The sequence below is a fragment of the Arthrobacter sp. Cza30 genome, assembly GCF_059090765.1.
Window position 1 is genome coordinate 701,105 of sequence record NZ_JBNHGA010000003.1, and the last position, 12,434, is coordinate 713,538.

The 12,434-nt window shown below is 69.6% G+C and carries 12 protein-coding genes; 4 read left to right on the top strand and 8 right to left on the bottom strand.

What is annotated here, in order from left to right:
- Positions 1 to 43 precede the first annotated feature (43 nt).
- Positions 44 to 1,294 carry an amidohydrolase gene (locus tag AC5RVZ_RS12720; protein WP_494066122.1) on the top strand — a complete coding sequence of 417 codons (1,251 nt, stop codon included), beginning with the start codon at positions 44 to 46 and terminating at the stop codon, positions 1,292 to 1,294.
- Positions 1,295 to 1,348: 54 nt separating this feature from the next.
- On the opposite strand, the gene AC5RVZ_RS12725 is transcribed toward AC5RVZ_RS12720, so the two are convergent.
- Together AC5RVZ_RS12725 and AC5RVZ_RS12730 are read right to left on the bottom strand one after the other, a co-directional pair.
- A complete protein-coding gene (locus tag AC5RVZ_RS12725; protein WP_494066123.1) occupies positions 1,349 to 2,224 on the bottom strand; it encodes a hypothetical protein in 876 nt (291 codons plus the stop codon).
- 79 nt (positions 2,225 to 2,303) lie between these two features.
- Positions 2,304 to 3,395 (bottom strand): VanZ family protein, encoded by a 1,092-nt coding sequence (locus AC5RVZ_RS12730; RefSeq protein ID WP_494066124.1) that lies wholly within the window; start codon positions 3,393 to 3,395, stop codon positions 2,304 to 2,306.
- 72 nt (positions 3,396 to 3,467) lie between these two features.
- Here AC5RVZ_RS12730 and AC5RVZ_RS12735 point away from each other — a divergent pair, with 72 nt between their 5' ends.
- Positions 3,468 to 4,751 carry a SufS family cysteine desulfurase gene (locus tag AC5RVZ_RS12735; RefSeq protein ID WP_494066125.1) on the top strand — a complete coding sequence of 428 codons (1,284 nt, stop codon included), beginning with the start codon at positions 3,468 to 3,470 and terminating at the stop codon, positions 4,749 to 4,751.
- Positions 4,748 to 5,200: a Fe-S cluster assembly sulfur transfer protein SufU gene (sufU, locus tag AC5RVZ_RS12740; RefSeq protein WP_494066126.1), complete on the top strand. Its 453-nt coding sequence runs from the start codon at positions 4,748 to 4,750 to the stop codon at positions 5,198 to 5,200. Before AC5RVZ_RS12735 ends, sufU begins: the two co-directional genes overlap by 4 nt.
- A 140-nt stretch (positions 5,201 to 5,340) precedes the next feature.
- On the opposite strand, the gene AC5RVZ_RS12745 is transcribed toward sufU, so the two are convergent.
- The 6 genes from AC5RVZ_RS12745 to AC5RVZ_RS12770 form a co-directional block, all read right to left on the bottom strand.
- On the bottom strand, positions 5,341 to 6,240 hold the full coding sequence (locus tag AC5RVZ_RS12745; RefSeq protein WP_494066127.1) for a TerC family protein: 900 nt from the start codon (positions 6,238 to 6,240) through the stop codon (positions 5,341 to 5,343).
- Between the two features lie 63 nt (positions 6,241 to 6,303).
- Complete coding sequence (locus AC5RVZ_RS12750; protein ID WP_494066128.1) at positions 6,304 to 7,020, bottom strand: HAD-IA family hydrolase; 717 nt, start codon at positions 7,018 to 7,020, stop codon at positions 6,304 to 6,306.
- Complete coding sequence (locus tag AC5RVZ_RS12755; RefSeq protein WP_494066129.1) at positions 7,017 to 8,063, bottom strand: NAD(P)-dependent alcohol dehydrogenase; 1,047 nt, start codon at positions 8,061 to 8,063, stop codon at positions 7,017 to 7,019. The genes AC5RVZ_RS12750 and AC5RVZ_RS12755 overlap by 4 nt, the downstream gene beginning before the upstream one ends.
- A gap of 53 nt (positions 8,064 to 8,116) precedes the next feature.
- Positions 8,117 to 9,040 (bottom strand): carbohydrate ABC transporter permease, encoded by a 924-nt coding sequence (locus AC5RVZ_RS12760; RefSeq protein WP_494066130.1) that lies wholly within the window; start codon positions 9,038 to 9,040, stop codon positions 8,117 to 8,119.
- Positions 9,037 to 9,894 carry a carbohydrate ABC transporter permease gene (locus AC5RVZ_RS12765; protein ID WP_494066131.1) on the bottom strand — a complete coding sequence of 286 codons (858 nt, stop codon included), beginning with the start codon at positions 9,892 to 9,894 and terminating at the stop codon, positions 9,037 to 9,039. The genes AC5RVZ_RS12760 and AC5RVZ_RS12765 overlap by 4 nt, the downstream gene beginning before the upstream one ends.
- A gap of 68 nt (positions 9,895 to 9,962) precedes the next feature.
- A complete protein-coding gene (locus tag AC5RVZ_RS12770; protein ID WP_494066132.1) occupies positions 9,963 to 11,339 on the bottom strand; it encodes an ABC transporter substrate-binding protein in 1,377 nt (458 codons plus the stop codon).
- A gap of 110 nt (positions 11,340 to 11,449) precedes the next feature.
- Here AC5RVZ_RS12770 and AC5RVZ_RS12775 point away from each other — a divergent pair, with 110 nt between their 5' ends.
- Positions 11,450 to 12,394, top strand: coding sequence for a sugar-binding transcriptional regulator (locus AC5RVZ_RS12775; protein ID WP_494066133.1), 945 nt, complete (start codon positions 11,450 to 11,452; stop codon positions 12,392 to 12,394).
- Positions 12,395 to 12,434 lie beyond the last annotated feature (40 nt).

Genomic DNA, 12,434 nt, shown 5'->3' on the forward strand with positions numbered 1-12,434 from the left:
CGGGACGGGAAGACCGAGCGAGGGGCGGGATTAGGCTCGACCCATGACGATCGACCTCGAAGCGCTCTACATGGACCTGCACCGGCATCCGGAACTGTCGTTCCAGGAGACGCGGACGGCCGGAGTGATCACGCGGCACCTCGAGCAGCTGGGTGTGGAGTTCGAAGAGGGCATCGGCAAGACCGGCGTGGTCGGCGTCATCCGCAACCCTCCAACAGGCGCGGGGGCGACCGGTGACGGCCCCGTCGTGTGGCTGCGCGCCGACATGGACGGCCTGCCCGTCGAGGAGCGCACCGGCCTGGAGTACGCGAGCACTGCGCGCGGCACCGACCCCGCGGGACTCGATGTGCCGGTCATGCACGCGTGCGGCCACGACATGCACGTCGCGGCGCTGCTGGGCGCCGTCGAGCGCCTCGTGGCGACCAAGAGCGAGTGGTCGGGCACCGTGGTCGCGGTCTTCCAGCCTGCCGAGGAGTACGGGGCCGGCTCCCAGGCGATGATCGCCGACGGTGTGCTGGACCGGTTCCCCAAGCCCGACATCGTGCTCGGGCAGCACGTCACCCCGCTCCCGGCGGGCACCATCGGGGTGCGCAGCGGCACGCAGATGGCGGCATCCGACGGCCTCACGGTGACGCTCCTCGGCCGCGGCGGGCACGGCTCCCGCCCGCAGGCGACCATCGACCCGGTCGTCATGGCCGCCGCGACCGTCATGCGGCTGCAGACGATCGTGTCGCGCGAGGTCGACCCCCGCGACGTCGCCGTCGTGACCGTCGGCTCGATCCACGCGGGCCTGAAGAACAACATCATCCCCGCCGAGGCCAGGCTCGAGCTGAGCCTGCGCTACCCCGACGACGAGGCGCGCGCCCGCGTGCTCGAGAAGGTCGAGCGGATCGTGCGCGCGGAGGCCCAGGCCTCGGGCGCCGAGCAGCCGCCGGTCATCCAGACCCTCCACACCCTTCCTCCGACGATCAACGACGTCCACGCCACGGCGCGGCTGGTTCACTCGTTCGAGGCCGCGTTCGGCGAAGGAACCGTCGTCGACCCCGGCATGTTCACCGGCAGCGAGGACGTGTCGTGGTTCGCCCGCGAGGCCGGCGTGCCGCTGGTGTTCTGGTTCTGGGGCGGCGTCGACGCGACGGCGTATGCCGAGGCGCTGGCCGCCGACGCGATCGAGCGCGACATCCCCACGAACCACTCGCCGTTCTTCGCCCCGGTCCTGCAGCCGACTCTCTCGCGGGGTGTCGAGGCGCTCGTGGTCGGCGCGCGCGAGTTCCTCGGGTCGCCGGCCGCCTGACGATCGGATGCCGCGGCCGCCGATCCGCGCGCGGGGCCCGATCGAGGCGCCGGGTCAGATCGCCTCGAAGAGGGCGAGGTCGCTGTAGAGGTAGTCGATCTCGTCGGTCGGGATGCCGTGGCCGAACACCATCCGCTTTCGGGAGGGCCGCCGGTCGGCTCCTGCCGGGAGCGTGAAGCCGAGGATGCGGCGTTCGGCGTATGTCGCGACCAGCCCGTGCCTGCGCAGGATGTGCGAGGCAACGTGCGGCCAGCGCCGGCGGAGGAGCCCGCGGTCCCCTCCCGCATAGAGGGGCAGCGCGATCAGCGGCCGGTGGCGCCACCGCGACCACTGCTGCCGGCGGACCACGAGGTAGGCCCAGATGTCCTTCTCCGACACGACGATGTGGCGCGTCGCGGGCGCCGCGACATGGTCGCGGTAGATGGTCGCGTCGCGAGCGGTGAGGGTGCGCGCCACCGTCGCCGCGTCGCTCGTCACGGTCACGCCCCGGCTCGGCCTGCTCGGCCGGTTCGGCGCCACGCGCGCCGCCGTGTCGAGGTGCGTGAAACCGAGCTTCTCGTTGATGGGCACCAGCCGCGCGGTCGGCGCGAGGTCGGTGTAGACGATGCTCGGCTCCCGCAGCTGCCTGCGCAGCATCCGCATCCCGTCCACGCCATGCTCCGGCAGGACGCTGAACGCGGCGAGGTTTCCCACGGTGTATCGCCGGCCTGCCCACTCCCGCTCGGAGCACATCACCACGCTCGCGCCGACGATGCCTCGGGCGCCGACGAGGACATACCCGCGGTGGGGGACCGCGCTCGGCCACGGTGGGGACAGTGCCCGCCCCCACTCCCGCTGCGGGATCCTCGGGTTCAGGTGGCGATGCAGAAATGCCGCAACGCTCGGTCCGTCACCGTCGACGATCGGACGCAGCACCGGCCTGGTGCGCATTCCCGGAGTCTACCGGCGGCGTCAAGGGCGACTCCTGGCGCCGGCCGTCGCGCCCCAGCCCACCGCCGCAGGAGTGCCCTCAGTCCACGAGGGAGCCGGCGGACGACGCATCCGTGCCGCGTGACGCGCGGGCGTCGACCACTCGCTGCCCCGAGAGGATCCCCGGAAGACCACGGCGATCGGGGGTGGTGAGGACGAGTGCGACCGACACGAGGGCGAAGGCGCCCGCGACCACACCCCAGGCTCCGGGCAGGGCCAGCAGCACGAGGAACCCGCCGATCCCGCCGGTGAAGCGGAGCATTCTCGCGATCGGCAGGAAGACCGGGCCGCCCGTGAACCGCAGCTGCACGGCGAGGTCGCCCACGGTGCGTCCCGTGGCCGCGACGACCACCAGCCAGATCAGGATCGGAGCCACGGTGCCCACCGCGTCGGCCGCCCCGCCGTCGCTGACGGCGGACCGCGCGCCGAGCGTGTACAGACTCAGCTGCACCACCACGGTGACGGCGATCTCGGTCAGCCACGCTCCGAGGAGGTCGCACACCATGCCGAGGTAGCGGCGTCCGCGGGTGACGGGACGCGGGTCCTCGGCGTCGACGAACCGTGGCGCGCCCCAGTGCCGACGCGGAACCACGAGCGCGGCCAGCGAACCGAGCACCGCGCCGACCGTGTTGGTCAGCAGGTCGTCGACATCGAACACGCGATACGCGCACGGGTACAGACCCCAGGCGCCGGTGAGCTGAGTGACCTCGATGAACGCCGACAGCCCGGCGCCCACGAGGAGGGCCGTGAGGATGCCGCGGCCGGCCAGCACCCGCAGGAAGAACCCGAGCGGGAGGAACAGCAGCACGTTCAGCAGGAGCTGGAGCACGGCCGGATCCGCGAGGGCCGCACGGCCGCGGCGACCGATCGCGCCCCGGACGTCGTCGGCGAAGGCGAACAGGTCGAGGTTCACCCCGGCACACCGGATCGCATCGGGATCCGGCAGAGGCAGCAGCGTGTAGGTCCAGATGGCCATCAGGTAGACCAGCGCCGCGCTCCACACGACGAACCGCCCGAAGCCGAAGCCCCCGCGCCGGCGGTAGCTCACCGCGACGAACGGCACGAACAGCAGGACGCCCGCAACCAGCCCCAGGGTCACGGCGAGGGCTCCGAGGGAGAGCTGCTCGTCCACGGTCCCGAGTCTGGCAGAGCCGGGATGGTACGCACCCACCCCGGGCTCAGGCATCCCGCGTAGCCTGGAAACGTGACCTCCACCGCGCCCGCCCTCGACCTCGCCGCCGTCCGCGCGGACTTCCCGCTGCTCGGCGAGCGCGTCAACGGCGAGCCGCTCGTGTACCTCGACTCCGGTGCCACGAGCCAGAAGCCGCAGGCGGTCATCGACGCCGAGGTCGCCTTCCTCACGCGCGCGAACTCCGCCGTCCACCGCGGCGCGCACACTCTCGCCGCCGAGGCCACCGAGCTCTTCGAGGACGCCCGCTCCACCGTGGCCCGCTTCGTCGGAGCGCGCCCGGACCAGCTGGTGTGGATCAGCGGGGCCACCGCGGGCCTCAACCTCATCGCGTACGCCATCGGCAACGCCTCGCTCGGCCGTGGAGCACCGGCATCGGCGCGCTTCGCGCTGCAGCCGGGTGATGAGCTCGTCGTCACCGAGAGCGAGCATCACGCGAACCTCATCCCGTGGCAGGAGCTCGCCGCGCGCACCGGCGCCACCCTGCGGCACATCCGGGTCCGGGACGACGGCATGATCGACATGGATGCCGCGGCATCCGTCATCGGCGACCGGACGAAGCTCGTCGCCTTCCCGCACGTGTCCAATGTGCTGGGCATCGTCAATCCCGTGCGGGAGCTCGTAGGCCTCGCGCAGGAGGTCGGCGCACTGACCGTCCTGGACGCGTGCCAGTCTGCGCCGCACCTGCCGCTGGATCTGCCGGCGCTCGGCGTCGACCTCGCCGTCTTCTCGGGCCACAAGATGCTCGGCCCGTACGGCGTCGGCGGGCTCTACGGGCGCGCCGACGTGCTCGAGGCGCTGCCGCCGTTCCTCACCGGCGGGTCGATGATCACGACGGTCACGCTCGACGAGGCGTCGTACCTGCCGCCGCCGCAGCGGTTCGAAGCGGGCACCCAGCCGGTGTCCCAGGCGATCGGCCTGGCCGCCGCCGTCCGCTACCTCGAGGGTGTCGGCATGCCCGCCGTGCACGAGCACGAGAAGGCGCTCGAGCAGCGCATGGGCGCGGGGCTCCGATCGCTGCGCGGCATCCGGCTGCTCGGCGACGCCGACGGCGCCGACCGCGTCGGGCTGTGGGCGTTCGAGGTGGACGGCGTGCACGCGCACGACGTCGGCCAGTTCCTCGACGCGCGCGGCGTCGCCGTCCGGGTCGGGCACCACTGCGCACAGCCGCTGCACCGCCGCTTCGGGCTCACCGCATCGGTGCGCGCCTCGACCGCGCTCTACAACACCCCCGACGACATCGACGTGTTCCTCGACGCCCTCTCGGGCGTGCGGCGCTACTTCGGAGCCGGCGCATGAGCGGCCTGGACTCGCTCTACCAGGAGCTCATTCTCGACCATTCGAAGCACCCGCACGGCAAAGGACTCGCGGACGAGGCCGGCCGCGCCGCCACCTCGCACCAGCGCAACCCCATCTGCGGCGACGAGATCACGCTGCGCGTCCGCCTCAGCGACGACGGCGAGGCCGTGCGCGAGGTCACGTGGGAGGGCGCCGGCTGCTCGATCTCGCAGGCATCCGCCTCCATGCTCTCCTCGCTCGTCGCCGAAGAGGACGGGATGCCTCGGCCCGAGGCATCCGCGCTCATTGAATCGTTCCGCGAGGCGATGCGCTCCCGCGGCGAGATCCCGCTCGACGAGGAGGTCTTCGGCGACGCCGCCGCCCTCTCCGGGGTGTCGAAGTTCACCGCGCGCGTGAAGTGCGCGATGCTCGCGTGGGTCGCCCTCGAGGACGCACTCGACCGCGCCTGAGGTTTGCGGCGTCACCCGGGTTCCCTGCTTTGGGGCGCGTTCCGTCGGTTCGGGGCGCGGAGATCACACGCCAGCAGTACGGAACGCGCCCCAAACCGTGAAAGATGCCGCGGCCCCGCCGCAGCCCCGCGGGCGGCGGCTCAGCCGAGGCCCTGCCGGGCCTCGTCAGCGTCCGCGGCATCCCCGGCGACGGGCTTGCGCGACAGGCCGACAGAACCGGCGCCCGGGCCCTTCGACAGCGCCGCGTGCACGGCGACTGACTCGTCCACGTCGGGGTACTGGGGGCGCAGCTGCACAGCGGCCAGGCGCTTGTGCTCGCGCTTGGCCTTGCGCGCGGCGTAGAGCAGGTTGAGTCCCTCGACGAAGATGGCGAACGCCATGGGCCCGTAGATGAAGGCCTTGTCGATGTGGAACCCGAAGCCCTCGGCGACCAGGAACACGCCGATGAGGAGCAGGAACGACAGCGCGAGCATCTTCACCGTGGGGTGCTTGTTCACGAACGCGAAGATGTAGCGCGACGCGAACAGCATGATGCCGAACGACAGCACGACGACGGTGATGATGACGAGCAGGTTCTCGGTCATCCCGACCGCGGTGATGACCGAGTCGAGCGAGAAGACGAGGTCGAGCACCAGGATCTGCGCGATCACCGAGCCGAACGTGATCGCCTTGCGTCCGCCGGCACCGTGCTCCTCCTCGGCGCCTTCGAGCTTGTGGTGGATCTCCGTGACGGCCTTGTAGACGAGGAACAGGCCACCCGCGATGAGGATGAGGTCCTTCCACGAGAAGCCCATCTCGCCGATGAAGAAGACGTCCTCCTTCAGCGTGATGATCCAGCCGGCGAACAGCACCAGGATCACCCGCATGACCATCGCCAGCGTGAGACCGAGGTTCCGGGCCTTCGCCTGCTGCTCCTTCGGCAGCTTCGAGGCGAGGATCGAGATGAAGATGACGTTGTCGACACCGAGCACGATCTCGAGGACGAACAGCGTCAGGAAGACCGCGATGAGGTCGGGCGTGAAGGCGAAGGAGAAGTCCACGGGTCACATCGTAGGGGCACCGGATGTCTCGGCCCGGTGAGTTGCGGTGCGACGGCCGATCCTCTATGCGGTGATGCGGAGGCGCAGACCATCGCCGTCTGCTGTGACCGTGAGCTGCTCCAGCGTCGCGACGACCACGTCGGCCACCTCGGCGAGCACGGCCTGATCTGCCGTGCCGGCGAGCCCGATGGTGAGGCATCCGGCGTCGCGCGCCGATCGCAGACCGGCCACCGTGTCCTCGACGGCGAGCACGAGCCCGTCTCCGGCGCTGCCGGTGAGCGATCGGACGCCGCGGAGGTACGGGTCGGGCGCGGGCTTTCCGGCCGCGACGTCGCCGGCGGTGACCAGCACGTCAGGCGCCGGGATGCCGCCGGCCTGCAACCGCGCCGCCGCCACGGACGGCGCGGCCGACGTGACGATCCCCCATCGGCCGGCCGGGATGCTCCGCAGCAGCGGCAGCGCCCCGGGCAGCGGCGCGATGCGCTGCCCGGGACGGGACTCGATCTCGGACAGGCGCCGCTCGGCCGCGGCGCGGTCAGCCTCCGGGACGCCGAGGGAGGCGATCAAGGCGGTGGCCGTCTGGCCGTGGCCGGCTGAGGTGGGTGCCTCGATTCCGAGCTCGCCCGCCCACAGCATCCACGCCTCTTCGACCGCTCCGATCGAGTCGAGCAGAGTGCCGTCCATATCGAACAGCACACCGGCGAGCTCGACGACCTGGCCCTCGCGGAGACGTGTGACCAGCCGAGGTCGCGGGTCGGCCAGCGGCGTGCGCTCGCTCACCTCTCGGTGAGCGCGGGGATGACCATCGATTTGATGGCGACCGGGTCGGTCTTGCCCATCATCAGGGCGCCCTCCACCTCGTGCAGGCCGTAGCGGCCGGTCACGAGTTCGTCGACCTGCACGACACCGGACGAGATGAGCTCGATCGCGGTGGGCCAGGTGTTGACGTACCGGAAGGTGCCGGTCAGGTTGATCTCGCGGTGCTGGATGAGCGCGATCGGGACCTCCAGGCGGTCGCCGCCCATTCCGACCAGGACAGCGCTGCCGCCGGGACGCACGGTCGGGATGGCGTCGACGATCGCACGCGCGTTGCCCGAGGCGTCGATGTAGGCATCGAAGTATTCGTCATACTCGGCGAAGTCGAACTGTGCGGGATCGACGACCCGGTCCGCCCCGTGGCTCGCGGCGAACGTGCGGCGATGAGCGACCGGGTCGCTGATGACGACCTCGGCCGCGCCGAAGGCCTTGGCCACCTGCGCGTTGAGCACCCCGATGGGGCCGGCGCCTGTGATGAGAACACGCGCACCCGCGGTGATGCGCGCCTTGCGGACGGCGTGCACGGCGACCGACACCGGCTCGGCCATCGCGGCCTGTTCGAACGTCATGTGATCCGGGATCGTGTGCGCGAAGTCGTCGTCGATGACCTCGTACTCGGCGAACGAGCCGTGGTACGGCCACGCGCCGTAGAACTCCACCGACCGGCAGAGGTGGTAGTCGCCGCGCTTGCAGTACTCGCACCGGCGGCAGACCGTCTGCGGTTCGACGGCCACGCGGGCGCCGATCCGCTCACGCGGCACGTCCGCTCCGACCGCGACGATCGTGCCCGACGACTCGTGCCCGAGGATGACGTCGCCCTTGACCACGATGTCACCGATGTGACCGGTCTCGTAGAAGTGCGTGTCTGATCCGCAGACGCCGACGGCTTCGACCCGGACGAGGACCTGGTTCGGCCCCAGCGCGGGCACGTCGACGGTGCGCAGCTCGATCTCGTGCGGCGCCGCGAGAACACTCGCCGTCATGGTGGTGGGATATTCGGTGGACATCTCTTTCTCTTTCCTGATGTTGACGCTGGTCAGTTCCGGGGGGTTCTCGCCGGTCACCCCTTGACCGTTCCCGCCGTGAGCCCGCCGACGATCCACCGCAGCGAGAAGATCGCGAACAGGACGCCCGGGATGATGGAGATCATGGTGGCGGCGGCCATCGGGCCCCATTCGATGGACTGGTAGCCGATGTACTGCTGCAGCCCGGTCGTGACCGTCTGCGTGTTCCGGCCCGACAGCACGAGCGGCAGGGTGTAGTTGTTCCACGCCCAGACGAACGAGAGCATCAGGCTCGCGGCGAGGCCCGGGGCGATGAGGCGGAAGAGCACGTGGCGGAACGCGGTCCACCGGGTGCCCCCGTCCACGGCGACCGCCTCTTCGAGCTCACCGGGCAGGTCCTCGATGAAGGAGCGCAGCATCCAGACGAGCATCGGCAGCGTCACGAGCTGGTAGGCGAGGATCAGCCCCAGGTAGCTGTCTGACAGACCCGTGTTCTGGAAGATGAGGTACAGCGGCAGGATGATGAGCAGCTCCGGCGCGAATCGGATCGACAGGATGCCGAAGGCGATGTTCTCGCGACCCCGGAACCGGAAGCGCGCGAGCGCGTACGCCGTCGGCAGCCCGATGAGCAGGGTGACGAAAAGGGATCCGAACGTCACGATGAGCGAGTTCACGAACGGCGTCAGGAACTCCGGCCCGCTGAACACCTGGAGGTAGTTCTCGAAGGTGGGGCTGAAGAAGAACACCGGCGGGTTCGCGACGATCTGGTCCGGCGTCTTGAACGACATCAGCAGGATCCACGCGATCGGCGCCAGCGTGAACAGCGACCACAGCACGAGGCCGGCCACGACGAGGGTGTGCCCGAGCGTGCGCCGCGACCTGCGCGAGCTGCGACCGACGTACGGGATGGTGATCGTGCGCGACGAGACGGTGGTCGGCCGCGGCGAGTCGGTGGGGGTGCGCGACGAGACGGTGGTCATGCGGAGATCTCCTTGCGACGGGCCTTCAGCAGGACGAACGACATGAGGTAGCAGATGGCCCACAGCACGACCAGCGCCGCCATGGCCGCGCCGAAGTTCATGTTCCGGATCCCCTCGAGGTAGGCCAGGACGTGCAGGTTGGTCGTCGCATCCACCGGCCCGCCCTTGGTGGTGGTGTAGATGACGTCGAACATCTTCAGCGAGTCGATGCCGCGGAAGGCGACGACGACGACGAGCACGGGCACGATGAGCGGCAGCGTCACCGTGAAGAAGTGGCGGAGATTGCTCGCACCGTCGACGGCGGATGCCTCCCGCAGCTCGGTCGGGACGCTCTTCAGGGCCGCCTGCATCAGCAGCACCACGAACGGGGTGTACAGCCAGACGTCCACCATCATGACGGTGTACAGAGCGCTGTCGGGTCCGTTGAACCAGAGGGATCCTTCACCACCGAGCGACTCGATGATCCAGTTCACGACGCCGTTCTCGGTGAGCATCACCTTCCACATCAGCGCCGCGATCACCGGCGGCATCAGCAGCGGCAGCACGATCAGGATGCGGAAGAACGACCCGTAACGACCGTGGTTGAGGGCCAAGGCGAGCAGGATGCCGATGATCAGCTCGATGAGCACGACCGAGACGGCGTACACCACGGTGATCGCGATCGCGTGCCAGCCTTCTCCGGTGGAGAAGAGATTGAGGAAGTTCTTGCCGCCGTTGAAGTCGGGGGCGCCTCGCGTCAGTCGATAAGACGTGAACGACCAGTACACGCCGGTGAGGAAGGGGTACAGGACCGCGAGGAGGATCGCGAGCCCCGGCAGTGCGAGCAGGTACGGCAGGTAGGGCTTGTGTTTCATCGGGACAGACTCCGGCCTTGGGCGCCCCCGACGGACCCGCGCGGCGGGCCCGTCGGGGGCGCGGTGGGTCACTCGTTGATGAGCTGGTCGATCTGCGTCGCGGCGTCGTCCATCGCCTGTTCGACGGACTTCTGCCCGAGCACGGCGGCCTGGATCTCGACGGTCCAGATGTCACCCACCTCCGGCCACGTGGCCGACGGCGTGTAGGCCCACTTCGCGTAGTCCGCCAGGATCTCCTGCCAGACGGCGTTGTAGTCGCCCCACTCGGCGGTCGCGGCGGCCATCTCCTCGCCCTGCGCCACGGACTGACGCGTCGGGTTCATGTTGCCGTTGGCGATGGCGGCGGTGAGGGTCTCCTTCGAGGAGGCCCACTGGAGGAACTGCCACGCTGCGTCCTTGTTCTCGGATGCGGCGTTCATGCCCAGCGACCACACCCACATGCTCGACCCACGTCCCTCGGGGCCCTCAGGAGGCAGCGCGTAGCCGACCTTGCCGCCGATCGCGCTCTTCTCGAAGTCGGGAGCCATGTGGTCCGCGTCGATGTAGAACGCGGCATTGCCGGCGATGAAGTCCTGCTGGGCCTCGTACCACGTGTACGTGCTCGCCGCGTCGGGCGCGTACTGCATGAGCTCGACCCACTTCTCGGTCGCCGCCACCGACTTGGGGGAGTTGACCGCCGCCTTGCCGTCGACGATGTCGGCGCCGCCGTAGGCGAGGAGGAACGTGCTGAAGGGGTTCAGCGTGGGGTAGGTCTTGTCGCCGCGGCTGACGAAGCCCGAGATCGTCTTGCCGTCGAACTCGGTGCCGTCCAGCTGCTCGGCAGCGGCGATGAGCTCGTCCACCGTCTGGGGCACTTCGATGCCGTTGGCCTCGAGGATGTCCTTGCGGTAGAAGAGCGCATAGCCCTCCTCGTTCACCGGGAGCGCCCAGAGGCCGCCCTCGCCGGCGCCTGAGTACTCGGTCTTGTCCCAGCGGAGCGATTCGATGAGCGCCGGGTAGAAGTCCTCGAAGTCCCAATCCGGAGCGGTGCGGGTCTCGTCCTCGATCCACGGCGTGAGATCTTCGATCCAGCCCGCCGCGGCGTACTGGTAGTTCATCGGCTGCGACGTCATGAAGGCGTCGTAGCTGCCCGATCCCGACTGCAGCTCAGTGAGGAGTTTGACCATGTAGTCGGTCTCGGTGAGGGTTTCGAGATTGACCGAGATGCCGGTCAGCTCCTCGAACTCGGGGATGTGCTCCTTGATCGCGTTCGAGAACGGATGCTCGCTCATCAGCAGGTTGAGCTCGGTCCCCTCGAAGTTGCGCCAGTCGAACTCGTCGACCTCGGTCGAGGGGCCTTGCGATGAACCGCCGGCCGCGCACCCGACGATCATCGTCGAAGCCAGAACGATCCCTGTCGCCGCGGTCAGGCCCCGCCTGACCGCGTTCGTGCTGTTGTGTTTCATGACGTGTCCTCCGTTGGTCGTCGCGGCGCTGACCCAGCGCCGGCGGGTGCAGGCACCGCGCCGCGCAATATCCTGCCGCGTTCGCTCGTATGTGGAGGTACAGTGCTCATATGAGCGGCGACCTGAGCATCGACCAGCGCGTGCTGTACGTGTACGTGGCATTGCAGAACCTCGCTCATGGGCGACCGATCAACGACATCGCCGATGAGGTCGGCGTCTCGCGGTTCGCCGCAGCACGCATGGTGCGACGGGCGCGTGAGCTCGGGCTCATCGAGGTGCGCGCGGCCGCCGATGACCCGGTGGACGTGGACCTCTCGCGTCGCCTCGCGCAGGCCTTCGGACTGGATTCGGCGATCGTCGTGATCACTCCGTCGTCACGGGAGGACGACGTCCGCGAGATGGTCGCCGAGGTCGCCGCGCGGTTCCTCGTGGAGCACACGCAGCAGGATGATGTGATCGGGCTGACCCCGGGTCGCACTCTCGTCGCGCTGTCTCGGAAGGTGCCCGAGCTCCCGTGGGTGGATGTCGTGCAGCTGACCGGCGTGGGCGCGCCGCGGCTGGAAGACGGCGTGGAGGCCATCGCCAACCTCGGGCGCGCGGGCAACGGGGCGACCTATCCCCTGTACGCGCCGATCTTCGTCGAAGCAGACGAGGCGGCGCTGATCGTGAGGCATCCCGCCAATCAGCGGACGCTCAAGCGGTTCGACCACCTTTCGAAGGCCTTCCTGACGATCGGCGGCTGGCCCGACTCCTCGCTGCTCGCCCGGCAGGCGCAGGAATTCGGAGTGATGGACCAGTTGCGCGCGAGCGGCGTCGTGGCCGAGATCGGGACGGTCCTCCTCGACGAGGAGGGTCGCTCGGTGGAGACGCTCGGCGAGCGGGTGATCGGCATCACCGAGCGCCAGCTCCGCGCGGTCCCCGTGCGCGTAGCGGTCGGCGGCGGTCCGGGGAAGGAGGACGCCCTCGCGCCGGTGCTGCGCTCCGGCATCCCCAACATCGTCATCACCGACATGCGCTCGGCAGAGCGGGCGCTCACCGCCGGTCCCCGCGCCTGAAGGCGGACTGCGAGCAAGGCGAGACGCCCCCGGTCCGACC